Source organism: Sodalinema sp., from assembly GCF_046483825.1.
GTDB lineage: Bacteria > Cyanobacteriota > Cyanobacteriia > Cyanobacteriales > Geitlerinemataceae > Sodalinema.
Genome location: NZ_JAWOCL010000176.1, coordinates 1 through 22,925, shown reverse-complemented (window position 1 = coordinate 22,925; position 22,925 = coordinate 1). Strand labels below are relative to the sequence as shown.

General features: G+C 51.8%; 26 protein-coding genes. 11 read left to right on the top strand and 15 right to left on the bottom strand.

What is annotated here, in order from left to right; genetic code table 11:
• A partial coding sequence (locus R6U67_RS11650) for a hypothetical protein (protein WP_410252707.1) occupies nt 1-213 on the top strand: 213 nt, incomplete at its 5' end.
• Here R6U67_RS11650 and rimM read toward each other — a convergent pair.
• The 3 genes from rimM to R6U67_RS11635 are packed head-to-tail and all read right to left on the bottom strand — an operon-like array spanning nt 208 to nt 3,228.
• Nucleotides 208-816 carry a ribosome maturation factor RimM gene (gene rimM / locus R6U67_RS11645; protein WP_410252706.1) on the bottom strand — a complete coding sequence of 203 codons (609 nt, stop codon included), beginning with the start codon at nt 814-816 and terminating at the stop codon, nt 208-210. The genes R6U67_RS11650 and rimM overlap by 6 nt on opposite strands.
• 38 nt (nt 817-854) lie before the next feature.
• Nucleotides 855-2,258: an MlaD family protein gene (locus R6U67_RS11640; protein ID WP_410252705.1), complete on the bottom strand. Its 1,404-nt coding sequence runs from the start codon at nt 2,256-2,258 to the stop codon at nt 855-857.
• Between the two features lie 55 nt (nt 2,259-2,313).
• Nucleotides 2,314-3,228, bottom strand: a complete 915-nt coding sequence (locus R6U67_RS11635) for an ABC transporter ATP-binding protein (protein WP_410252704.1) — start codon at nt 3,226-3,228, stop codon at nt 2,314-2,316.
• A gap of 63 nt (nt 3,229-3,291) precedes the next feature.
• Here R6U67_RS11635 and yvcK point away from each other — a divergent pair, with 63 nt between their 5' ends.
• The 3 genes from yvcK to R6U67_RS11620 all read left to right on the top strand — a co-directional run bounded on the left by yvcK (nt 3,292) and on the right by R6U67_RS11620 (nt 6,470).
• Nucleotides 3,292-4,641 carry a uridine diphosphate-N-acetylglucosamine-binding protein YvcK gene (gene yvcK / locus R6U67_RS11630; RefSeq protein WP_410252703.1) on the top strand — a complete coding sequence of 450 codons (1,350 nt, stop codon included), beginning with the start codon at nt 3,292-3,294 and terminating at the stop codon, nt 4,639-4,641.
• Nucleotides 4,642-4,747: 106 nt separating this feature from the next.
• Nucleotides 4,748-5,977 carry a Coenzyme F420 hydrogenase/dehydrogenase, beta subunit C-terminal domain gene (locus R6U67_RS11625; protein ID WP_410252702.1) on the top strand — a complete coding sequence of 410 codons (1,230 nt, stop codon included), beginning with the start codon at nt 4,748-4,750 and terminating at the stop codon, nt 5,975-5,977.
• A 106-nt stretch (nt 5,978-6,083) separates the two neighbouring features.
• Nucleotides 6,084-6,470 (top strand): histidine kinase, encoded by a 387-nt coding sequence (locus tag R6U67_RS11620; RefSeq protein ID WP_410252701.1) that lies wholly within the window; start codon nt 6,084-6,086, stop codon nt 6,468-6,470.
• A gap of 149 nt (nt 6,471-6,619) precedes the next feature.
• On the opposite strand, the gene R6U67_RS11615 is transcribed toward R6U67_RS11620, so the two are convergent.
• Nucleotides 6,620-8,107, bottom strand: a complete 1,488-nt coding sequence (locus tag R6U67_RS11615) for a DEAD/DEAH box helicase (RefSeq protein ID WP_410252700.1) — start codon at nt 8,105-8,107, stop codon at nt 6,620-6,622.
• A 540-nt stretch (nt 8,108-8,647) separates the two neighbouring features.
• Here R6U67_RS11615 and R6U67_RS11610 point away from each other — a divergent pair.
• From R6U67_RS11610 to R6U67_RS11580, 7 genes are all read left to right on the top strand, one after another.
• The gene (locus tag R6U67_RS11610; protein WP_410252708.1) at nt 8,648-10,234 is read left to right on the top strand and encodes a glucose-6-phosphate isomerase; all 1,587 of its coding nucleotides are present in this window, start codon (nt 8,648-8,650) and stop codon (nt 10,232-10,234) included.
• A gap of 8 nt (nt 10,235-10,242) precedes the next feature.
• Nucleotides 10,243-10,881: a response regulator transcription factor gene (locus R6U67_RS11605; RefSeq protein WP_410252699.1), complete on the top strand. Its 639-nt coding sequence runs from the start codon at nt 10,243-10,245 to the stop codon at nt 10,879-10,881.
• Between the two features lie 192 nt (nt 10,882-11,073).
• Nucleotides 11,074-11,766, top strand: a complete 693-nt coding sequence (locus R6U67_RS11600; protein ID WP_410252698.1) for a TrmH family RNA methyltransferase — start codon at nt 11,074-11,076, stop codon at nt 11,764-11,766.
• A 76-nt stretch (nt 11,767-11,842) separates the two neighbouring features.
• Nucleotides 11,843-12,514 (top strand): DUF2301 domain-containing membrane protein, encoded by a 672-nt coding sequence (locus R6U67_RS11595; RefSeq protein WP_410252697.1) that lies wholly within the window; start codon nt 11,843-11,845, stop codon nt 12,512-12,514.
• Between the two features lie 15 nt (nt 12,515-12,529).
• Nucleotides 12,530-13,729 (top strand): DNA-processing protein DprA, encoded by a 1,200-nt coding sequence (dprA, locus tag R6U67_RS11590; RefSeq protein ID WP_410252696.1) that lies wholly within the window; start codon nt 12,530-12,532, stop codon nt 13,727-13,729.
• A gap of 151 nt (nt 13,730-13,880) precedes the next feature.
• Nucleotides 13,881-14,672, top strand: coding sequence for a 5'/3'-nucleotidase SurE (surE, locus tag R6U67_RS11585; protein ID WP_410252695.1), 792 nt, complete (start codon nt 13,881-13,883; stop codon nt 14,670-14,672).
• Between the two features lie 60 nt (nt 14,673-14,732).
• On the top strand, nt 14,733-16,349 hold the full coding sequence (locus tag R6U67_RS11580; protein ID WP_410252694.1) for a cation:proton antiporter: 1,617 nt from the start codon (nt 14,733-14,735) through the stop codon (nt 16,347-16,349).
• A 195-nt stretch (nt 16,350-16,544) separates the two neighbouring features.
• On the opposite strand, the gene R6U67_RS11575 is transcribed toward R6U67_RS11580, so the two are convergent.
• The 11 genes from R6U67_RS11575 to R6U67_RS11525 form a co-directional block, all read right to left on the bottom strand.
• Nucleotides 16,545-17,222: a potassium channel family protein gene (locus tag R6U67_RS11575; protein WP_410252693.1), complete on the bottom strand. Its 678-nt coding sequence runs from the start codon at nt 17,220-17,222 to the stop codon at nt 16,545-16,547.
• 83 nt (nt 17,223-17,305) lie between these two features.
• A complete protein-coding gene (gene ruvX / locus R6U67_RS11570; RefSeq protein WP_410252692.1) occupies nt 17,306-17,731 on the bottom strand; it encodes a Holliday junction resolvase RuvX in 426 nt (141 codons plus the stop codon).
• A complete protein-coding gene (locus tag R6U67_RS11565) occupies nt 17,728-18,966 on the bottom strand; it encodes a GNAT family N-acetyltransferase (protein WP_410252691.1) in 1,239 nt (412 codons plus the stop codon). The genes ruvX and R6U67_RS11565 overlap by 4 nt, the downstream gene beginning before the upstream one ends.
• 89 nt (nt 18,967-19,055) lie before the next feature.
• Nucleotides 19,056-20,234 carry a F420-0:Gamma-glutamyl ligase gene (locus R6U67_RS11560; protein WP_410252690.1) on the bottom strand — a complete coding sequence of 393 codons (1,179 nt, stop codon included), beginning with the start codon at nt 20,232-20,234 and terminating at the stop codon, nt 19,056-19,058.
• Between the two features lie 101 nt (nt 20,235-20,335).
• Entirely contained in the window at nt 20,336-20,671 is a 336-nt protein-coding gene (locus tag R6U67_RS11555) for a hypothetical protein (protein ID WP_410252689.1), read from the bottom strand.
• Nucleotides 20,668-20,898 carry a hypothetical protein gene (locus tag R6U67_RS11550; protein ID WP_410252688.1) on the bottom strand — a complete coding sequence of 77 codons (231 nt, stop codon included), beginning with the start codon at nt 20,896-20,898 and terminating at the stop codon, nt 20,668-20,670. The genes R6U67_RS11555 and R6U67_RS11550 overlap by 4 nt, the downstream gene beginning before the upstream one ends.
• Before the next feature lie 4 nt (nt 20,899-20,902).
• A complete protein-coding gene (locus R6U67_RS11545; protein WP_410252687.1) occupies nt 20,903-21,280 on the bottom strand; it encodes a HEPN domain-containing protein in 378 nt (125 codons plus the stop codon).
• Nucleotides 21,277-21,600 carry a nucleotidyltransferase domain-containing protein gene (locus R6U67_RS11540; RefSeq protein WP_410252686.1) on the bottom strand — a complete coding sequence of 108 codons (324 nt, stop codon included), beginning with the start codon at nt 21,598-21,600 and terminating at the stop codon, nt 21,277-21,279. The genes R6U67_RS11545 and R6U67_RS11540 overlap by 4 nt, the downstream gene beginning before the upstream one ends.
• Before the next feature lie 40 nt (nt 21,601-21,640).
• Nucleotides 21,641-22,015 (bottom strand): hypothetical protein, encoded by a 375-nt coding sequence (locus R6U67_RS11535; protein WP_410252685.1) that lies wholly within the window; start codon nt 22,013-22,015, stop codon nt 21,641-21,643.
• The gene (locus R6U67_RS11530; protein WP_410252684.1) at nt 22,015-22,359 is read right to left on the bottom strand and encodes a hypothetical protein; all 345 of its coding nucleotides are present in this window, start codon (nt 22,357-22,359) and stop codon (nt 22,015-22,017) included. The genes R6U67_RS11535 and R6U67_RS11530 overlap by 1 nt, the downstream gene beginning before the upstream one ends.
• 55 nt (nt 22,360-22,414) lie before the next feature.
• Nucleotides 22,415-22,925 (bottom strand): CHAT domain-containing protein (locus R6U67_RS11525; protein WP_410252683.1); only part of this gene is annotated, 511 nt, incomplete at its 5' end.

Sequence of the window (22,925 nt, the reverse complement as noted above, 5' to 3'; positions counted from 1 at the left end):
CGTTGGCATCGGTTGCACGAACAATCCTGGCACAAAAAAGCAGGATTGTCAAAAGCTGTCCTAGAAGGACGGGGTTTTAGACCCAAAATTTTCGATAAAATCAAATCTCAGTTAGGACAGGTAGTTGTAATCTTTTTTAATATATTTAATGACGGCTTATCTCAAGGCAATTTAGCAATTTATGAGAAATTTGGTGCAATTGTGCCTCTATAAGTCCAATAATCCAGCAGGAGGATCAACTTCTAGCCGTTGATTCACCAAATCCACCACCGGAACGATCGCTTCAACAAAGGGAATAAAAACCGTCGGCGGGGCGGGAGGCTTTTGACGTTTCTTTGCCTTTTTCTTCTTGACTTCTACTGGTTTTTGTGATACCAAATTTTCATCTAATTGAACTTGTAACAAGTCATTCCCGGCGGAAAAAATATCAATCGTCACCCCCAGTCGTTCCCCGGTTTGGTGATGAAACACCTCCAACCCCAGCAAATCGCGAACATGAAACTCGCCGGCCTCAAGTTCAGGGCGATCGCTCTGGGGAACCACTAAGACCGCATTACGCAACGATTCCGCCGCCTCTCGCGTCTCAATTCCCTCAATTTCAATCACATAGAGTCCTTTTCCGGGGATATCTCGCCCTCCTAGCAGTTCCACGGGTTCAGGCTGGCCGCCGCGACGTTTTAACCAACGCGGACCCGGTTCGAGGAAGCGTTCGGGGAAATCCGAGTCAGGATAGACACGCATCAATCCATGTACCCCCTGAGGGGCGACAATGCGGCCAATTTCAACCCAATCGGATTCCTGTTGCGGTTCTGCCATAGCTCGAAGATCAATTATCAGAAGGTCTTAAACCTTAATCATAGCCGGTCTTTGCGCTGAAACGACTCAGGCGGCTCAGGAGAGGGCGGAGGAGACGATTGGAGACGGCGTTTTTCTAACCGATCAGCTGGAGACCGATCAGCTGGAGACCGATCAGCTGGAGACCGATCAGCTTGAGAGGCTTCGAGTTGTTTGCGTTGTTCATCGAGAACCGCTAACGCCTGGGCCAGTTCGGTTTCCTGTTCGAGTTGATCACTTAGAGACACCAAACCACTCAACCCATTGATAATCCGTCGCAGATTTTCCCGCAGTTGGGGGTCTCCGGTCAACTCATCTAAATCAGAGGTGATTTTTTCAACATTCTCAAAGGTTGAACGTGCCGACGATAGGGTTTCTTGTAACATCAACAAGTTAGCCGGATCATTGACCGATTCCGAGACATCTCGCAGATTTTGTGACGCAACAGCGGCATTTTCCGATAACACCGTGGCGTTATTGACTAAGACCTCAAGATCGGCAATTAAATTGGCCTGTTCCAACTGAGATAAATTGCTATTGACCAATCGTAAGGTGCGATCGCTCTCTTGTAGCAGCGGCGTTAACCCCGTCGCCGCCAAGCGTAACTCCCGACTCATCATATTAAGATTGTCGAGGGTTGTCACCAAACTGGTTCGATTATCTTCGAGGAGTTGATTAGCCGTGACCGTGAGGCGGTTGAGTTCCACCGCCGTCTGATTAAACCCAGCGGCTGTCTCTCCAAACTCCTCAGCAGTGCGAGTTAGCGTCTGAGTGGTCATCAAGGCTGAGTCCGATAAAACCCCGAGTTCTTCCTGAAAAAAGATGGTCATTTCCGAGACATTGCGAGCTAACCCGGCAATATCTTCACTGGCTTGGGCGGTATTTTCTAGAAGAACTTGTACCGTTTCTAGGAACTCAGGATCACTAAACGATTCCGTAAATTGAGTTGAGGCGCGAGTTAACTTCTCGAAACTGATGCCCACGCGACCGAGGATGCGATCGCCATCACAAATAATCACCTGAGAATCACAATTTGACTCAAGGGGATCGGCTAAGTCTCGGACTTGAGGAAGGGGCTGATCCGGGGAGAGGATATCAATCGTTGTTTCCCCAATAAAACCGACTTGATTAGCTTCAACATAGGGAGGACGAGGAATTTTCAGATCCTCCGAAAGAATTTCGACTCTCGCATCAACACCATTCGTTCCAGGAACCACATCCACCAAGCGTCCAACTCGTACGCCACGATAGCGAACCGGTGCGCCCGCTTGCATTCCTAACGCATCCTCAAACTCAACGACAAACTCGTAGGTGTCTCGTCCAACGGTCACTCCTCGCAACCAAAGAGAGACCAATCCAAACAGGCCTAACCCCAGAATAACAAACAGGCCCAATGAGCCTTCTCGAAGCGTCCGCGATCGCATAATAATTCCTCGTGACTTGCGCCTATATGGGTGATCAATTAACGATTCACTGCACCTATCCAGCCGCCTGAATCGGACCCTCAATACTACCAGTACGAAACTGTCGAATCAACGGATTATCCGTTTCATCGAGTTCCTGAACATGACCTTCCCACTGTACTTTACCGCGATATAAAAAAATTACCCGATCCGTGGTGCGGCGAATGGTACTCTCTTGATGAGTCACCATGACATAGGTCCGACAACTGTAGTGTTTCTGCCCGACATGGAGATCCCGGATCAAATCTTCAATCACCGTCGAGGCGATGGGATCGAGTCCGGCGGTGGGTTCATCATAAAGCAAGATCTCGGAGGTATGGCTGGGATCATCGGGGTGATCAATGATAGCGCGGGCGAAACTAACTCGTTTACGCATCCCCCCCGACAGTTGGGCCGGATAGAGATCAGCACTTCCTCCCAACCCCACTCGTTCTAAACTCTCCTCGACTAACTGACGAATCTGTTTATGAGGTAGTTTGGAATGTTGATAGAGAGAAAAGCCCACATTTTCATCAACGGTGAGAGAGTCAAACAGGGCCGCCTGCTGAAAGACCATACCAATCCCAATGGGATCGCGGTTATCCTCAATCAAGCCTTGGCGTAATTGGCCCTTGATGTAGATTTCTCCCGAATCTGGCGGAAGTAACCCCGCAATGAGCCGTAGAATTGTCGATTTACCGGTTCCTGATGGCCCGATAATCCCTAACGCATCTCCGGGATAAATTGTCAAGTCTACCTCATCGAGAATCACGTTATGCCCGAAGGATTTGGAGATCCCTTTGAGTTCGACGATGGGTTCTGAAGGACAATCGCGATCGCGTTGAACCGAGTCGCGATCGCCATGCTCTCCACCGTTGTGATCCAAGTTGTGATCCAAGTTGTGATCCAAACGCGCCATGAACTCCGTCATTTCCCGCGACTGCTCTATCATGTTGCCATACTTGAGCGCGACTTAACCTGAACCTGCTATGATGCCTTGCTTGTCACCGCTGCCATGAAACAGACAATCCGTGATTTGAAACGAGTGTCCCGAAGTCGAACCCCCTATCGTGCCAAGCAATGGTTCAAATGGCTCTCTCCGGGGCTGTCGTTAAAGCGATGGTTAGTCGTCAGTGCGACCGGGATGGTGTTAGCCTTACTCGGTATTGCCATTTGGACGAAACTCACCCCCGTCTATTACCTCTTACAGTTTGTCGAAACCGCCCTAACCACGATCGCCACGCGGGTTCCCAACTATATTAGTGGTCCGCTGGTGGTGATCAGCGGTATTTTACTGCTGCTGTGGGGCCAAACTCGTACGATGGGGTCGATTCACGATGCCCTCAAACCTGAAGACAATGGCGAGTTAATCGATGCTCTCATGGAACGGCGACGACTGCATCGCGGACCGAAGATTGTCGCCTTGGGAGGAGGAACGGGCCTGTCAACTCTGTTACGGGGAATCAAGACCTACAGTGCCAACATTACGGCGGTGGTGACGGTGGCCGATGATGGCGGCTCATCGGGGCGTTTACGGCGCGAAATTGGCGTTTTGCCTCCCGGAGACATTCGTAACTGTTTAGCCGCCTTAGCGGACGAGGAAACCCTCTTAGCGGAGTTATTTCAATATCGCTTTCAAGGGGGAACGGGGCTAAGTGGCCATAGTTTTGGCAATCTGTTTTTAGCGGCTATGGCCGATATTACCGGGGATTTAGAGCAAGCGGTGGTGGCCAGTTCCCAGGTGTTGGCGGTACGGGGGGAAGTGTTACCGGCGACGTTGACGGATGTGACGCTCTGGGCGGAGTTGGCCGATGGCCGGCGCATTCAGGGAGAGTCGAGGATTGCCGAGGCTCGGGGTAAAATTGTCCGGGTTGGCTGTGTTCCTGAGACACCCCCCCCGCTTCCTCGGGTGATTGAGGCCATCGCCGAAGCAGAAGTCATCGTGATTGGCCCAGGAAGTTTATATACCAGTGTGATTCCTAATCTCTTGGTTCCTGATATTGTTGAGGCCATCGCCCGTTCCTCGGCCTTGCGGATTTATGTCTGTAACATCATGACGGAACCGGGAGAAACCGACGGTTATACCGTCTCTGACCATATCCTAGCCATTGACCGGGCCTGCGGCGATCGCCCGGTGTTTGACGCGGTGGTAGTTCAGAAAAGCAAGCCCTCAGCGCGATCGCTCATCCGCTATGCTCAAAAACAATCCCATCCCGTCGACTTAGATCTCGATGTCGTCGAACGCTTAGGACGACACATTATTTTGGCCAATATCATGAGCGAAGATCGTGAGTCGGGCATGGTTCGTCATGATTCTCTCAAACTGGCCCGCACCTTAGCCCAGCATTTTTCGGCAAAACGCTGACTCCGACCCACCCCGGACGACCCCGAGCGGCAGTAAGATCCCAGAGGTGCGGTATGGTGAAAGAGGACGGTTTCCCAAGCTATTCAGATACGGACAAGACACAACCATGACTGCGGTGAACTCCCCCACACCTTCGGATGCTTCTTCCCCCCAACCTCGCCACTACAAAGCCAAAGGACTTAAACCCGGTGGCCCTCGTCCCGCCAAAGCCCTTTGTAGTGAATGCGGCCTGTGCGATACTCATTACATTCATTATGTGAAAGAGGCCTGCGCCTTTATTCACCAACAATTTACAGAACTCGAAGACCAAATTCACGGGCGATCGCGACAACTCGATCAAGAAGCGGAAACCTATTTTGGGGTTCACCAATCGATGATGGCCGCCCGCAAAACTGAACCCATTGAAGGCGCGCAATGGACAGGAATTGTCAGCACCATTGCTTGTGAAATGTTGAACAGTGGCAACGTCGAAGGGGTGGTTTGCGTCCAAAACTCTCCCGACGATCGCTTTCAACCGATGCCCATTATTGCCCGCACCCCCGAGGAGGTTCTCGCCGCCCGAGTCAACAAACCCACCCTCTCCCCCAATCTCTCCGTTCTCGAACAGGTGGAACAATCGGGACTTAAACGCTTGCTAGTGATTGGCGTCGGTTGCCAAATTCAAGCCCTACGAGCTGTTCAGGATAAACTCGGTCTGGAAAAACTCTATGTTTTGGGGACTCCCTGTGTCGATAACGTCACCCGCGCCGGGTTACAGAAATTCCTAGAAACCACCAGTCGCTCCCCGGAAACCGTGGTGCATTATGAGTTTATGCAGGACTTTCGGGTGCATTTTAAACATGAAGATGGCTCGATTGAGAAAGTCCCCTTCTTTGGTTTAAATACTAAGGAACTTAAAGATGTCTTTGCGCCCTCCTGTATGAGTTGTTTTGACTATGTCAATGGCCTGGCGGATTTAGTGGTGGGCTATATGGGCGCACCCTTTGGCTGGCAATGGATTCTCGTGCGCAACGACACCGGCCAGGAAATGTTAGATTTGGTGCAGTCTCAGTTGGACACCCAGCCGGTTTCCTCTCGGGGCGATCGCCGTCAAGCCGTCCAACAGAGTATTCCCGCCTATGATAAGGGGGTGACTCTGCCGATGTGGGCCGCTCAACTGATGGGAGTTGTCATTGAGCGCGTCGGTCCGAAAGGGTTAGAATATGCCCGGTTTTCCATCGACTCTCACTTTACCCGCAATTACCTCTATGTCCAGCGCAACTATCCCGACAAACTCGACGATCATGTTCCTGAGTTTGCCAAACGTATTGTTGGACAATATAAACTTCCTCAATAACTCGCCAACTCGGTCGTTTTAACGCCGCTTCCCCTCACAGAAGACGGAAATCATTGGCCCTATCCAACCTTGGGGGGCTAAACCACAGCCAAGGAGACTTTTTTTAATGAGCATCACCTGTCATATCCTCGTCGAACAAAATCCCGGACTTCTCTACGTTAGCCGTAACGGTGCGCCTGAGAAGGTTCTACCGAAACTCGAACGCTTTTTGGTTAAATTCTGGGATGAGCGAGAAACCGCCGGGGAACACCGTTACACCCCGGAATGTTTACTCGCTCAAGTCACCGTCCGCTTTGGCTTTGAAAGTTGCGAGGATGACTTTTCCAATTTGCGGGTGGGGGTCGATTATGATCCCGATGTGGAGTATATCTATCTGATTTCCCTCGACAAAACGGTTACCGTTTGGGCGCCTGAACCCCGCTATCGTCAGAAACCGCAACTGGGCCTCGATGGCTGTCATCAACTCAAAGAGTTGTCGTTTCAAACGGCTTAGCGGGGAGTTAGCTCGTTCCATTCGTTCCATCAATTTATTCAATCAATTAGGGCTGCCCATCAACATAGTGATGGACAGCCCTAAGAGGTGTTTAAGCGTTAAACCTTAACGGTTAACTGGCAACGAACTGGCAACGAACGAAAGCGATGTTAGCGGCGATTGGTGCGCCGGGGACGATAGTTGTTGTTGCGGCGTTTGCGAGGGCCACCTTTGCGACGTTTGGAACGGTGTAGGAGGTTTTCGACTTCCTGAACACTGAAACCAATGCGACTGGGGCCACCCACCGGTTGTTGTTCGAGAAGCATTGACAGAGCCTTACAGGCAATTTGGTTGATGTCAACATCTTCTTCGAGCCGTCGCAGCAACTCAGCGGCTTCTTCCTGAATATGCTGGTGTTGCAGCTTCGAGGCCAGTTCCACCTGATATTGTTGTTTGGCTTCGCCAATGGTGGGAACTTCCCCATAGACCATCGGGGAACCGGCAACGTGCATAATCCGGGTGAGTTTCTTGAACTCTAGGGGAGTGACGAGGGTGATGGCGGTTCCTTTACGGCCCGCTCGTCCGGTACGGCCGATACGGTGAACGTAGCTGTCGGAGTCGAAGGGGATGTGATAGTTAAAGACGTGGGTGACATCGTTGATATCTAAGCCCCGCGCCGCCACGTCGGTGGCAATCAGTAGGTCAATTCGCCCTTTTTTGAAGCTCTCAATGGCTTCGTTGCGCTGTCGTTGCTGCATATCCCCATGAAGGGAACTGGCGGCATAGCCCCGCGACACCAGGGTCGTACAGAGCATATCGGTCTCTTTCTTGGTGCGGCAGAAGATTAACGCCTTGTTGGGGGCTTCCGTGTCAATCAGGCGCACGAGGGCTTCTTCCCGTTCGCGCTCTTCTAGCACATAGTAGCGCTGAGTGATGTCGGTGTTGATGGTCGAGTCTTTGGGGGTGACATCAATCGAGAGGGGGTCGGTGAGAATCTTCTTCGACAACTGGCGAATGGCCGAGGGAAGGGTTGCCGAGAAGAGTAGGGTTTGCCGCTCTTTGGGGAGATAGGTGAAGATTTCCTCAATATCGTCGAGGAAGCCCATGTCCAGCATTTCATCGGCTTCGTCGAGAATGACAATCGAGGGAGAGAAGTCTTTGAGGCGCTTGGATTTGAGGTGGTCGAGGAGACGGCCGGGGGTGGCGGTGACCACTTGGGCGCCGCGACGGATGAGGGAGACTTGCCGTTCGATGGACTGTCCGCCATAGACGGCTACGGTGCGAATGCCGGCACAGCGACCGAGACGATAGAGTTCGTCGCTAACTTGGGAGGCCAACTCACGGGTGGGGACAATCACCAGGACTTGTACTCCTTCGCTACTATCCCGATGGACGGCATTCATGGCCGGCAATCCGAAGGCGGCGGTTTTACCGGTTCCGGTTTGAGCGCGGGCGATCGCATCGCGTCCTTGTAGGATCACGGGGATCGCTTGTTGCTGAATGGGGCTAGGGACGCGGAATCCAGCTTCCTGGATGCCTTCTAGGATCTCGGGTCGGAGATTAAACGACTCAAAGTTGGCGGGCGTTTCGTCGATGGTGGACTGGGAATCGGTATCGGTCTGGGGAAGGGATGTTTGTTCGGGAGTTACAGATGTCATAGATGAAGTCATATGTTACGTGGGTTACGTGTAGCGAGGGAGAGAACCAGTGATCGAGATGCTGAAGGGTTGGGGACTCGGTGGTGACCCGTCAACCGGTCAACAGAGGGACGAGACTGAGGGGAACTGGCGATCGCCCCGGTCTGTTGACTGTTGCGGGTGTTGTCGGCTCATAGATCGATTGAGTCTCAGCTCGCTAGAATTCATCTCCGCCGCCAGTTAACCGATAGGCGCTGCCGTGATTACTGATGTAGCAATGACTGATGTAGCACCGTTGGATGTAGCCCCGTACAGTGACGTTCCACACTTGACCCAGCGACTGAGTTGGCAATCTCGATCAGCACGCTGTTGATCGGAGTTGATCAGACGCACTGTTTGGAGGTACCACCGCTTCACTCTATGATAGTTGCAATTTCTACTTTTCTGTGAAGCTTTTTTCATCAATCTCTCAAATTGTCGTGATAGGCTGTTCTGAAATGCTTGCCAGTCGAGACTTGACTGGATAACGTTGACCGTATGGCTAGAGGTAAAACGCAACAGATGGACGCTGCCACGCTTTGGAAACGCTATCGGGACTGGCTCTATTATCACGAAGAGCTAGGGGTCTATGTCGATATCAGCCGTATCTCTTTTGATGAGGCCCTCGTCGATCGCCTGACTCCGCGCTTTGAGACCGCTTTTCAAGCCATGGCAGACCTCGAAGCCGGGGCGATCGCCAACCCAGATGAAGAGCGAATGGTGGGCCATTACTGGCTACGAGATCCAGATTTGGCACCAACGGAGACCATCAAACGGGAGGTGATTGACACCCTTGACCAAATCGAGAGTTTGGTGGCCAAGATCCATTCAGGGACGCTCCATCCTCCGGCGGGCGATCGCTTCACGGATATTCTCTCCGTTGGCATTGGTGGTTCGGCCCTCGGTCCGGAATTTGTGGCCGATGCCTTAGCCCCCCTCGATGCCCCGTTAGATATTCATTTTATTGATAACAGTGATCCCCAGGGGATCGATCGCAGGTTAGCGCAATTGGGCGATCGCCTCTCAACCACCCTGGTCTTCATTATCTCCAAGTCCGGCGGAACCCCGGAAACCCGCAATGGCATGATTGAGGTCAAAGCGGCTTTCGACAAGGCGGGACTCGATTTTACCAAACAAGCCGTGGCCATTACCGGCGTAGACAGTAAACTCGATCACCAAGCCCAACGCGAAGGCTGGTTAGGTCGTTTACCGATGGCGGACTGGGTGGGAGGACGTACCTCGGAAATGTCGGCTGTGGGACTCCCCGCTGCGGCGTTACAGGGGATTGATATTCGGGCTATGTTGGCCGGGGCCAAGGCCATGGATGAGGCGACGCGGGTGCAGGATCTCAAACAAAATCCGGCGGCCTTGTTAGCGTTGGCGTGGTACGCCGCCACCAATGGCCGGGGCGAAAAAGATATGGTGATTCTGCCCTACAAAGACTCTCTGTTGTTGTTTAGTCGCTACCTGCAACAGCTTGTGATGGAATCTCTGGGTAAAGAGAAAGACCTTGATGGTAATGTTGTCCATCAGGGTATTGCGGTCTATGGCAACAAGGGATCGACCGATCAACACGCCTATGTGCAACAGTTGCGGGAAGGGGTGGCCAACTTCTTTGTCACCTTTATTGAAGTCCTCGGCGATCGCCAGGGAGAATCGACGGAAATCGATCCAGGGGTGACTTCAGGAGATTATCTCTCAGGCTTCTTGCAAGGAACCCGCCAAGCCCTCTTTGACAATGAACGGGACTCTATTACTATCACCGTCCCCGAGGTCAGTCCCTTCTCGGTGGGGATGTTAATTGCCCTGTATGAGCGTGCTGTGGGCTTCTATGCCTCTCTGGTGAACGTCAACGCCTATCATCAGCCGGGAGTTGAAGCGGGCAAGAAAGCAGCGGCGGCGGTGTTGTCCCTGCAACAAGAGGCCATGGCGGTTCTCAAACAAGCCAATAAACCCATGTCCTTAGAGGAGTTGGCGACGGCGATCGGACAGCCGGATCAGGTGGAAATTATCTATAAGATCCTGCGTCATCTTCATGCCAATCAACGGGGAGTGACCCTCGTTGGCAACTTGGGCCGGCCCTCTAGCCTACAGGTTTCTGCCTTTTAACGGTTTCTATGCCTCTGACAATCTTGGTGGTGGAGGATGACTTAGCCACTCGTCTGTCCATCACCGATTATCTGGAATTATCGGGGTACTCCGCCATTCCCGCCGTCAACGGACGGGACGCTCTAGCCCGACTCGATCGCCACCAACCCCATTTACTCATTACCGATGCCATCATGCCGGAAATGGATGGCTATGAGTTGGTGCGACAGATTCGCCAGCAGCCTAACTTTCGCCTGTTGCCGGTGATTTTCCTGACGGCCCGCAACGAAACTCGCGATCGCATTCGCGGCTATCAGGCCGGCATTGATCTGCATATGCCCAAACCCTTCGAGTTAGAGGAGTTGGCCGCCGTCGTCCGCAACTTCCTCGATCGCTACACCATGATGAGTCACGCCTCAGCCGTGGCCGCCCCCGCCCCTGCGCCCGTGCCAGACGGTCCCGATGTTAACATTGACCTGACGGACCGAGAACAGGAAGTCCTCGATCTGTTGAGTCAAGGCTTATCGAATAATCAAATTGGCGATCGTCTTTATCTGAGTTCCCGAACCATCGAAAAATACGTCAGTAACCTACTACGCAAAACCGATACCAGTAATCGGTCGGAATTGGTCCGATTTGCGATCGAACATCATTTGTTGCAGGGGTAGGGGGGGAAGAAGGCAAGAGGCAAGAGGCAAGAGGCAAGAGGCAAATAGGCAATCGGGGTAGGGTGCGTTCTGGCTTGCAATCGTGGGGGCGAAAAATTTTTCGCCCCTACCTACCGGAACGCACCCCTCGCTGGCGGAACCTGTCCCCTAACCCCGACGATGGGGGGGATGAAAACGATTAACAATTACCCAATGGATCTAGAAACCCAACAAGAGCTTATCGCCTATCTCAGCCAATATCTGACCGAGGCTCGTGTCGATCGCCTCGATGACGTGTTAGCCAAACGAACGCGACAAATCGCCGTCGTCTTAGAGGGGATTCATAAACCCCATAATGCCAGTGCTGTGCTTCGCAGTTGTGAGGGGTTTGGCGTGCAGGATGTTCATATCATCGAACGAGATACCGAATTTGATCCCAACCAACAAGTGAGTTTAGGGGCCGATCGCTGGCTGAGTTTACATCGCTACGACGACTATGGCGTTAATAATACCGCCATTTGCCTCGATCGCCTCAAAGAGCAAGGATTCACCCTGCTGGCGACGACTCCCCACGAACCGACTATCCCTATCGATGAGGTTCCCATCGAGGGTAAAATCGCCGTTCTCTTTGGATCAGAACTGCGCGGCTTGTCTACTTACGCCCTCAGTCATGCCGATGTGCGAGTCAAAATTCCCATGTATGGCTTTAGCGAGAGTTTCAACATCTCCGTGAGTGCGGCATTATGTTTATATGAACTCAGTAAACGCTTGCGTCAAGGGAATCAGCCCTGGCGGCTGACGGAGGCGGACTATACCGCCCTCAAACTGGAGTGGTTACGCCGCAGCATCCGAGCCTATGATCAGTTAGAAGCGGAGTTCGTCGCATCCCTCGACAAGCAGACTTAAATCGCCTTTGTGTTGAGGATGTGTTGAGGATGTGTTGAGGATGTGCTGTTGATTCTAGAAAGAGGAACCCGAGTTTATGAGTGATGTCGTGATGGAGTCTCCCGTGTACTTCGGACAGTTTGGAAGTTATCAAATCACCGAGAGCGATCGCCGGGAAGTCCGGATTTATCGTGCGGGTTTAGCGGTGGCGGCCCTCTGCTTTGCCGTAGGAACGGGCCTAACCCTGGGATACGGGGCCAGTGATTGGCTGTTACCAATCCTCACCTGGCTCTATTTTGGCTTTTGTTTAGCCCTAGGGGTGAGTCTGTTGACGATTCATATCTATCTCGCCCCCTTGCATCGTCTCTTACAAGCCTGCTGGCTCGTGGGTGTGGCCTCGGCGGTGGATCTGGTGTTATCGAGTGAGACGCCTTTAGCCTTGACGGTGTATGAACATCCTAATAGCCTTTGGGGTGTGGGGTTTATGTTTGTGGCCCTAACGGGGATTTATTTCAAAGAAGCCTTTTGTTTCAATCGTTTAGAAACCAAATTTCTCACGCCTCTGGTGCCGATTTTGCTGTTAGGTCATCTCAGCGGCTGGCTTCCTGAGGAAAGCAAACCCGTGATGTTGGGATTGTGGGCGATCTTGTTTTTGGTGTTTAGCTTGCGTAAACTGCCTCAAGCGATTCCCGATGATATCGGTGACAAAAGTGTGTTTGAGCATCTACGCGATCGCAACAACGAGACGATGTCCTCCCAGGAGGGGTAAGCGGACTCTGGAGTGATGAGTGACTCATCTTTTAACCGCGATCGCCCCTACTGGGTGGCTTGGGCGCAAATTAAGCGCATTGGTTCTGTACTAATGAGTCGCTTGCAAGATGAGTTTGGGTCCTTAGAAGCCGCCTGGCAAGCCTCAGAGGCGGGGTTACGGGCTGTTGAGGGGATTGGTCCCCAATTGGCGGCGGACATTCTTAGACGGCGATCGCAGCTCGATCCCCAGCGTCTTTATGAGAGCCATATCCAGGCCAATCCCCACTTCTGGACGTTATCAGACCCCGAATATCCCCGTCTGTTGCAAGAGATCCATAGTCCGCCGGCCATTCTCTATTACCGAGGCCTCCCCAATGCTGAAGAGATAGAGGGAAACGCCCCCACCATCGCCATTGTGGGAACGCGCCACCCCAGTCCCTATGGCATCAAATGGACACGCCGCCTCAGTCGCCGCCTCACGCACCAGGGATATACGATCGTTTCAGGCCTCGCGGCCGGAATTGACACCGAAGCCCACCGCACCTGTTTGGACGCAGGAGGGCGCACGGTGGCGGTGTTGGGAACCGGGGTCGATGTGGTCTATCCCCGCCGTAATCAGACACTTTACGAGGAGATTGTTGAAAAAGGATTAGTCGTCAGCGAGTATCCCGCCGGAACGCCACCCGATCGCCTCCAGTTTCCCCAACGTAACCGCATCATCGCCGGGTTAAGTCGCGCCACTCTCGTCACGGAAGCCCCCCAGAAATCCGGGGCTTTGATTACCGCCTATCTCGCCAACGAGTTTTGTCGTGATGTCTATGTGGTTCCCGGTTCCCTGGATAATCCCAACTCCCGAGGCTGTTTGGGCCTGATCACCCGAGGGGCGCAGTTGGTCATGGATGAGGAGAATCTGCTGCAAACGCTACAAGAGATGCCCACGGTAACGGTTCCCGCTGGTCGTCTCAGACCTGAATCTTCACCCGAGAAATCTTTATCACAAGACAAAGAATCTGTCAAGCTATCTGTCACTCCAGAGTCAGATCCCGCCCCGATACCCGAGGTTCCGGCCCATTTGGCTCACGTCTTCGCGGCGGTTCCCCCAGAAGCCACGGCGTTTGATGTGATTGTGGAGAAGTCAGGTACGGAAGCGGCCGCTGTGTCGAGCGCCCTCTTGCAGTTAGAATTGATGGGGTTTGTCTCAGCCCTACCCGGATTACGCTATCAACGCAGTTAATCCCCGATAGGTAAGGTACGCCCCTACGTCTTTTCTGTTCCCAGTTCCGGTGTTCCCTTCTTTTGCCTTTTGCCTTTTGCCTTTTGCCTTTTGCCTTTTGCCTTCTCTTTCCCTGTTCCCTTCTTTTGCCTCTTGCCTTTTGCCTTAACCTATGAAACTTCTAATTGGTAACGATGACGGTATTCTCGCCCAAGGAGTACAAGCCTTGGCGAATGCCTTAGCCGAGGTGGGCCATGAGGTGACTGTGGTTTGCCCTGATCGCGAGCGATCGGCAACGGGCCATAGCTTGACGATGCACCAGCCGATTCGCGCCGAACGGGTTGACGATCGCTTTCACTCCAGTATTGCCGCCTGGGCCTGTTCTGGCACTCCCTCAGACTGTATTAAGTTGGCGTTGAGTGCTTTAGTCGACTCCCCCCCGGATTTCGTTTTGGCGGGGATTAACCACGGGGCGAATGTGGGAACTGATATTCTCTATTCGGGGACGGTTTCGGCGGCGTTGGAGGGCTATATTGAGGGTATTCCCAGTGTGGCGTTCAGTTTGGCGAGTTTTACCTCTCGGGATTTTGAGGCGTCGGTGGAGTTCGCCCTGCGTTTGCTGAAGCAGTTGGGTGAACATCGCCCCACGGAACCGATGTTGTTGAATGTGAATATCCCACCGGTAACGGGCGATCGCATTGCTGGGGTAACCCTGGCCCGGCAAGGGGTACGCCGCTATACGGATGTGTTTCAGAAACGGGTTGATCCGCGCGGCAAAACCTACTACTGGTTAGCTGGGGAAGTCTTGGAAGAGTTGGATGATGAACCCCATAAAGCCGATATTCCCATTGATGGCATTGCGATCGCTCAGAATTATATTACGATGACTCCGTTACAGTCGAAGTTAATCTGTCCCTCGAAGTTAGACGAAATGCGAGGATGGGATTGGCTGAAGGGGATTTAAAACGCCGATGTACAGATGTAAACGCCTCATTAAGTGCGAACAACCTAGAGCGATAACGTGTTGTTAACCGCCTATTCCGAAACCGTATCTCAGACGGTGGATGAGACGTTAACCACAACCTCCAGTCAAGTAACGGGGTTGGTGGGAGCGTCGATTATTTTGCTCTTGGTGGCCACGGCGGTTGCCCTGATTACTCGCCGTTTTCGTATTCCTTATGTGGTGGGATTGGTGTTAGGGGGACTGCTAATCACCAAACAAGCATTACCGGCAGAGATTGGCTTAAATCCCGATGTAATTCTCAATCTATTTTTGCCGATTCTCATTTTTGAGGCGGCAATTAATACGGATATTAGTCGTCTGCGAAGTACGATTAAGCCGATTCTCTTGTTGGCTGGGCCAGGGGTGGTTTTAGCGGCGGCTATTACGACGGTATTTTTGCGTTTTGGCTTAGGGGTTGTCTGGATTACGGCGTCGGCGATCGGGGTGATTTTAACGATTACGGATACCGTGTCGGTGATTGGAGCCTTTAAAACTGTTAAAGTTCCGGGACGGCTGATTACAATTGTTGAGGGTGAGAGTCTGTTTAATGATGGGATAGCCCTGGTTTTGTTGACGATAATTAGTACGATTCATCGTCAAGGTTCCTTTACGGTTGGTGAAGGGGTTGAACAGTTATTTATTGCTTTGGTTGGAGGGACAATTTTAGGGTTAGGATTAGGATATCTCTGTGTTGGACTCCTCAAGCAATTGAATGATGCGTTAAGTGATACCCTGTTGACGGTTGCGGTGTCGTTGGGAACCTTTCAGATTGGGCAAGTTTTGGGGGTTTCTAGTGCGATCGCCGTGGTGATTGCGGGCTTAGTGATTGGTAATTCAGGATTTAATAAAATTTCTGCATCGATTAAAGTCACATTACTCAATTTTTGGGAATATGCAGGCTTTGGTGTGAACACGTTTATCTTTTTATTGGTGGGTGTAGAAGTCGAATCAAGTGTGCTGTGGGTGACTTTACCAAGCGCCATGTTGGCGATTTTAGGCTATCAAATTGGTCGCATTTTCTCGATTTATCCTCTCCTGTATTTGCTGCGCTTTTTTGATAGACCATTACCTCTGAAATGGCAACATGTGTTGATATTTGGCAACGTTAAAGGGTCACTATCGATGGCACTTGCCCTCAGTTTACCGTTTACATTGCCGGGGCGAGAAGATGTCATCACGCTGATTTTTAGTACGGTGTTAGTGTCCTTGATTGGGCAAGGGTTAAGTTTACCCTGGCTGGTGAAACAACTCAATCTTAATCAACCCTCTCCCCATAAAGAGAAAATTGAAAATTTACAACTGACGTTAATCGCCTCCAAAGCCGCTCAACAAGAACTCAATAGTTTATTTGAGTCGGGGAGTTTACCCAAATCTTTGTATGAAGAACTTTTTGCGAATTACCAGGCGAGAATTGCCACGGCTGAACGAGAATTGCGTCATCTTTATAATCAACGCATGACTCATGAGGATGAACCTCTCGAACCTGGGGGCTATTTAGATGGCTTACGTCGCCGTCTCTATCTGGCGGAAAAGGGGGCGATTAACGATGCTGTTCGCAAGGGGTTACTCTCGAATGAATTAGCAAGTCGCTATATCGATACCCTTAACCAAAAACTGATGTCTCTGCAAGATGATTAAGGGATTTAAGACGGAATCGGGTTTTCAACACTCCGCTTCACCCCTCCACCCCTCGTGTCATGGCTCTAGCCGTGACACGCACTCTGGGCGGCTCTGCCGCCTGTACTCGGGAGGCAGAGCCTCCCCAAGAGCATGACTTGGCTCCAGCCAAGTCACGAGGAAGTTTCTAGTGAGGGGATTCTGTATAAGGTTCCCTCAGGAACATAAGCCGAGAAAATTAATCACATCTCGGACTAAATCCGGTTTCGTTACCGCTAAAATGTTGGCCCCACTTTCGAGGATAGTACTGCCGTTGGGGATAATCAAATCTTCATGAACATGGGCTTGATAGCCGATAATTAAGGTTCCTTCAGGAAATCGCTCGTCTTGGGCAATTTCGGCGACACTGCGACCGATGATATAACAGTCTTGGGGGAGTGAGAGTTTTAAGACTTCGACTTGCCCCTGTTCAAAGTGCATCATGGCATCGACTTGAGGATATTCGATCGCATTGATGATGCGGTTGATGGCCAGTTGGGTGGTACTAATGATATGGGTGGCCCCGGCCAGTTGGTAGGGTTCGGCAAAGTCGCGATCGCTCATGCGTACGATAATCTGAGGTACGCCATAATGTTTAGATAGGGTGACGAATGCCAGGTTTAGGGCATCTTCTCGCAAGGCCCCAATCACGGCATCGGCTTTACGAACCCCGGCTTCAATGAGGGTTGTGGTATTGACGGCACTCCCTTCAAAAGCCATGACGCCAATCTTTTCACGGGCATATTGACAAGCCATCGGATCGGGGTCAACAATGGCGATGGTATGACCAATGTTCAATAAGGTATTGGCCAGGGCTAACCCGGTCATCCCGGCCCCGCCGATGAGAATATACATGAGAGTGAATGGGCTGAACGCCTCAACTTAGGGGTTGACAAAATTGTTTTTTTATGGTAATTGAAATTTTATGGTAATGGAAATTAGCCGCTCTGATCGAGCCATCGCTGTAAGATGATGGCGGCGGCTTTGCGATCGATGGCCCCTTTGTCTTGAGAGGGATGTTTGCCTGAGGTGCGGATGAACTCCTCGGCTTCGATGGAACTGAGACGTTCATCGACAAACTCGATGGGAAGCCCTAATGCTGAACCGATGCGGTGGGCGAGTTTCTCTAGGCGTTGGGCTTGTTTGCCCATGGTTCCGTCGTCAAGGCGATAGGGCATTCCGATGACTAAAACCGTGGCCTGACGTTCGTTGACGAGGTGACGCAAGGCCTCGATGTCTTGGGCAAAACTGCTGCGTTTGATGGTGGTGAGTTCTGTCGCCAGTAAGCCTAAGCCATCGCAACCGGCGACTCCGATGCGACGGCGACCTAAGTCGAGGCCGAGGGCAGCAACTCGGGGCTTCATGGGCGATCGCCATTACCATTCTGGGGCTGGCTTCCTGGCTGATCCTGGGGGCGATTCTCTGAATGGCCATTTTGGGAATGATGGTCATCTTTCACCGGCTGCGGGGATTGATGGGACCAAATCATACGGCCGGGAACGGGTTTGCGGGAAGGTTGCAGGCCGCCCAACACGTCGGACAGTTGCAATCCCTCTAGGCTGACTTGTTTGGTTTCCCGCAGTTTGTGCCAGACGGAACGAGACATCAGCAGGGTGTTCGCGATGGGTTCTGCACCGATACTGGTGAGATATTCCTCTCGTTCGGGTTGATAGTCCGTCGAGGCGAGGCGTAGGGCTTGGGGGGGCAGTTGTTGGGTAATGCGGGCCATTTGGGCCAGCAGTTCTGGGTATAACCAGGTGTAGGCGGGATGAACTGTCAGTTGGGCTTCGTGGTGGCTGCTTCCGTCGCGGCTGAGGCGAATTTGGAAATAGCCGATCGCCGCTTTGCGTTGCGGTTCAAAGACATAGCCACTGACGACTTCGGTGCGGCCAAACCACTGTTTTATCCCTGAGAGGATGGATTCAAAGAGGCTGGTTTTGAAGTCGAGAATGTGGCGATCGAACACCTGACGCACCAGAGGCGGCATGGAGACGGTGTCGAGTTGATAGAGGAGTTGGGCGTCGGAGTTGCTGACGGGGGTGAGGTTGGGCAAATCGGGTTCTCGTTCCCCGAGTTTGGCCAGAAGGTCCGGTTCAATGGTCCAATAGGTCATTTGGGCCAGGGGTTGAAAGCCGTTTTGGCGATAGAGGGCCATGGCGGCGTTATCGCTCACTTCGACTTCGACAATCCAGGTGCGGGCTTCCCAGATGGCTTCGAGACAATGACGCAGTAGAACCGTTCCCGTGTCTTGGCTACCGGCGGCGGGATCGGCGATCGCGCGATCGACGCGCCAGGTGGTGGAGGTGCGGTTCACGGGAGAGACTTGGATGGCCCCGAGGAGACGGCGATCGCATTGGGCGATATAGGCCCGCAACAGATTGCGGTAGGGGTTGGGGAAGAGGCTGAGGAGTTTTAGCAGGCCGTAATGCTGGCGGATGCGATCGAGATCTAGGGCCAAATCCAGTTCGTCGCTGGGGCTTTTGGCGGTGAAGGCATCGGCTTGCAGGAGGGATTCGATATTATCTAAGTCCCGATATTGAATGGGGCGAATATCAATTCTCGGGCTGACGGAGGTGGGGGGCGTTGGCGTCGATGTCATGGGAAAACCTAGGGGAAGGGGGCAAGGGGATGGGGGCAGGGGGAACCACTGCTACCATTTTAACGAAGATTCCCACCGCCCCCAAGGATTCAGGAGGTTCGGGGACGAATCAGAACCACGGGGGTTTGTTCGTCGGCGTTTCCGGCGGGGTTGCTACGGAGGGCGGTTTCGAGGAAACGAGGGGGTAAGTCAGGGGTGGCGGCGAGGACTTTGACGGCTTGTAAGTCGTTGACATCGACAATGGCTGCGGATAGGCCGGTTTCTTTTTGAATCCGCTCGACGACGGCTTGGGGGTTGTCGGGACCGAGGACGATAAATTGGTCGTAGGGGGGAAGGGTTCCGGTGACATCGTCAATGAGGCGGGCTTGTTCTCCGGCGAGGCGATAGAAGCCGCCCCGTTGCCCCAACAGACGCAGGCCAACGCCCCCGAGGAAGGCGAAAAACACCCGAGGGGTCCCCACTTGATCGATGAGGGTTTGCAAGCCGCAGGCGGTGGCCAGGCTGGAGGTGGGGAGGAACCAGTAACAGAGTCGCCGGGCTAGCCAGCCGGGTTTGACGGTGATCGGATCTCGCAGTCGCCCTTGGATGATGGCGAGGGGGGTTTCGCCGATGGTGACGATATCGCCGCTTTGGGCGTGGGGCATGACGTAGCGACGAATCACGTCAACGGGATCGTCGAGATGGGTGAGGAGATGGGTTTTGACGGGAAACACCTCGGCGTTGTCTTTGGTGAGCCAGTTGGCGGGTGCGTCGGCGTCGGGGTATTGCAGGGGGAAGACGATATGTCCGGTTTTGGGGATGCGTCCGCCGGGGCCGTAGGTGAGATAGTTGAGTCGTAGCCAGAGGGTTTGCAGGCGATCGAGGTTGGGGCCGGTTAGGCGCAGGTTGAGTTTAATGTGGGTACTGTGGCGGGCTTTGATGATGTAGGGGAACCAGTAGCCATCGGGGCGGGCGGCGGCATCTTCGTGGGCGGGGATGACGTCAATCTGGCAGGAGATGTCGGAGACGGAGGCTTTGGAGAGGAGGGTGGCGTTGGCGTTGACGTCGGGAACCATGATTTCGAGTCCCTCGGTGGCGTTGAAGAGTTCTATGTCGCCTTGGATGTGCAGGCGATCGCCCTCGTGTTGGGTGATGGCCCAGGTTCCGGGGCGAAATTCGAGTTGGTTGCCCGGTTTCCGTCGGTAGTTGAGGTCCAGGGCGATCGCCCCGAGAACCACCACCAGGACGATGATGCCAATCACAATGCCGAGAGTTACGTCGATCGCCACGATTCCTGTCTTGCCTCTACAATCCTAAAAACTCCCCTGGTTATACCATGAATCCTCGGCGATGGATAATGGCCTGGGGGTGAGGGGTCTGGTGATGGGGGTTACTCGGAGTTTGACTTAGATTTGGATGGACTCTTTTTGATGAATCGTTCGGCTAAAAGCCAGGCCCCAACTGAACAAAAGACACTCCAAAATAAGGCTATAACAAAGGGATGGGGTGGGGTAAACGGGAGTTCGATTTTTTCACCGTTGGGAGAGTACCAAGGTTCGGTCATTAACCCGGAGTTTGAGGCGACGATCGCACCCGCCACAATTCCCCCACCCACGGCTTGGATGTGGTCTTGTAACTTCTGGTTAGCCTCTTGTTGTTTTTTGTAGTAGGCCGCGCGGGGATGGTAAGCACATAAATAGAGGTTGGGGGCGAAAATTATCATCATAACAGATTATGATTCATGGCAGTTGCTTGGCCAGCAGCCCGTTGTTGTTTTGCTTGACGTGCGGCGGTGACTAAGGCAGATTGAGTCCGATTAAACGCCGTATCCCACCGTTTTTCATCCTGTAAATCGGCGATATAGTCTCGTAAATGTTTCATCACTTGAAGTTGAACGGTATGGGGTAAGGATTCAATTAGATTTACTAAGTCTCGAATGGCTGGGGATGACATCTATTTAATTTTCCTGGTAAGTTTCCCAAAAGTTTATAAATTGTCTAGCAACTTGAATTTGTTTTTTGGCTTCCGACACAGTAATGTTAACATCTAAATCATAATCACTCCGGTTGCGCATATCCTGTGCATCAATTAAAGCCCGGTGAAATTCTCGGAATTTTTGATTATCCTTAGCAAATTCTCGACCGAAAGCACTAATTACAGCAGAATGGCTGGAAAAACTTAAGTTTTTGGCTAATAAGAAGGCAGAAGCAATATAAAACATCGCATAATAAGCACGCGATGTTGCGAGTTCAGAAAGATTATTCTCTACCAATAAATCTGCACCCATCAAACTACGTTCTGCTTTTTCTAGTAGTAATCTTTGCTCATCACTCATAAAACAATTCCTTCTCTATGAACATTTAAGAGAAATGGACTTTTTTCTTGATTAAAACGCTGCTCCGAGACAAAAGCGCGGGAAATTACAGTGTCATATTTCAAGGATAACTCTTGAATTAGGCGACTGGTTTTCTCGATTTCATCAGTATAATTAAACGCAGACTTCATGACAATGAGTAAGTCAATATCTGAGTTGGGTTGTGCTTCTCCCCTAGCTTGAGAGCCATATAGAACAATCTGAACAATCTGCTCGGAATAATGAGCCTTAAACCAACTTTTGATGGAATCTATAATTTCCGGTAAATTTGGGTGTTTCATGGTTTTAAGTTTGGGGAAAACCTCATTTTGGTGTTGACCTTTAAACCTTAATAAATTCCGAGTTTAGGTCGATTTGCCAATTTTCATCAACAAATTCCAGGTTTTCATCATAGACTAACATCAGTTCTGCGATAGAAATGGGAGGGTTAGCAGTTTTGAGATTGAGGGTGAATTTCAGTTGAATGCGGCGTTTGTCTCCGGTAAAAATCACGCCACTGCTGATGAGTTGGGGCGACAGAGGACGAGGGAGGGTGATATTTTCATAAAAGCGATCGCTTTCATCCCAATAGCCGGATATTTGATAATCACATAATGCTAAATGCTCCAAAACTAGAGCATTAGCATCAATACCCTTAACCCCCTCGGATAAATTGTCCCAAACCGGATGATTTTTTAGAATCGTCATAGAAATCATCACGATTTATCCTCTTTTGTCCCCATTCTCGGAACCCGGTTTCGGAGGATTTCGGTAATCTCAGGATATTGATTGACCACCGCGCGATCGTCGGTCTTGGGACCCGCATTATTCGCCCCTGTCAGCTTGCGGGTACTGCTGGCATCCACGGCATCAGTTATCGCCTCATAATCTGAAAACCAATCTTCCAAACAATCCGCTATTTCTTCATCAGATGCAGTTTCCAACTCAGCCAATTGCTTTTGCAAGTCTCCTAAACTGTCCGAGACATCGGGATGATTAAACAGTTCTGGTTGTTGTTCCCAAACAGAGAGAAAAGCACTGATAATGTCTTCTGGGTTCATAATTATCCTAACCGGGGTTAATGACTAAAATACAGAAGAGGGCAGTCTCAAGATTTTACGCTCCAATAGCGCAAAATGCTGCCCAGTAGTAAGGAGACTCAAACCGTTTAGCATCGAGTTTCCTTTTCCAAGCGCCAAAAGTCAGTTTTCGTTTCATTTCCTCCCGTCGTTCTGGACTAATCACCGCACAGCTATCAATCCAGTCTACCAAATCTTGCACCGTCGCTTCCCGCAACCAAGTCTGAGTCTGCCGCAACGCCAGAACTACCGACAGTTCAGGTTGCTGCTGGAGAGTTTGATAAAACTGAATCATTAAAATCGCCGTCGAGATATCCGCCACCGCCCAGAGGGTACTGACCACATTGGGAGAACCCGCCAAAATGAAGCCACTGGGTAAACCGATATATTCATCACTGGTGGAGGTGAAGTCGGTGATACCCGTTTCGCAGGCGGACAGAGTGACGAGACGGCAGTTGGTCAGGTCAAGGCGTAAGATATCCTCTAAGGTCAGACATTTTTGCAGGTCGAGGAGTTTGTTGTCTTCTAGGGACAGATAGCGGCTAGGG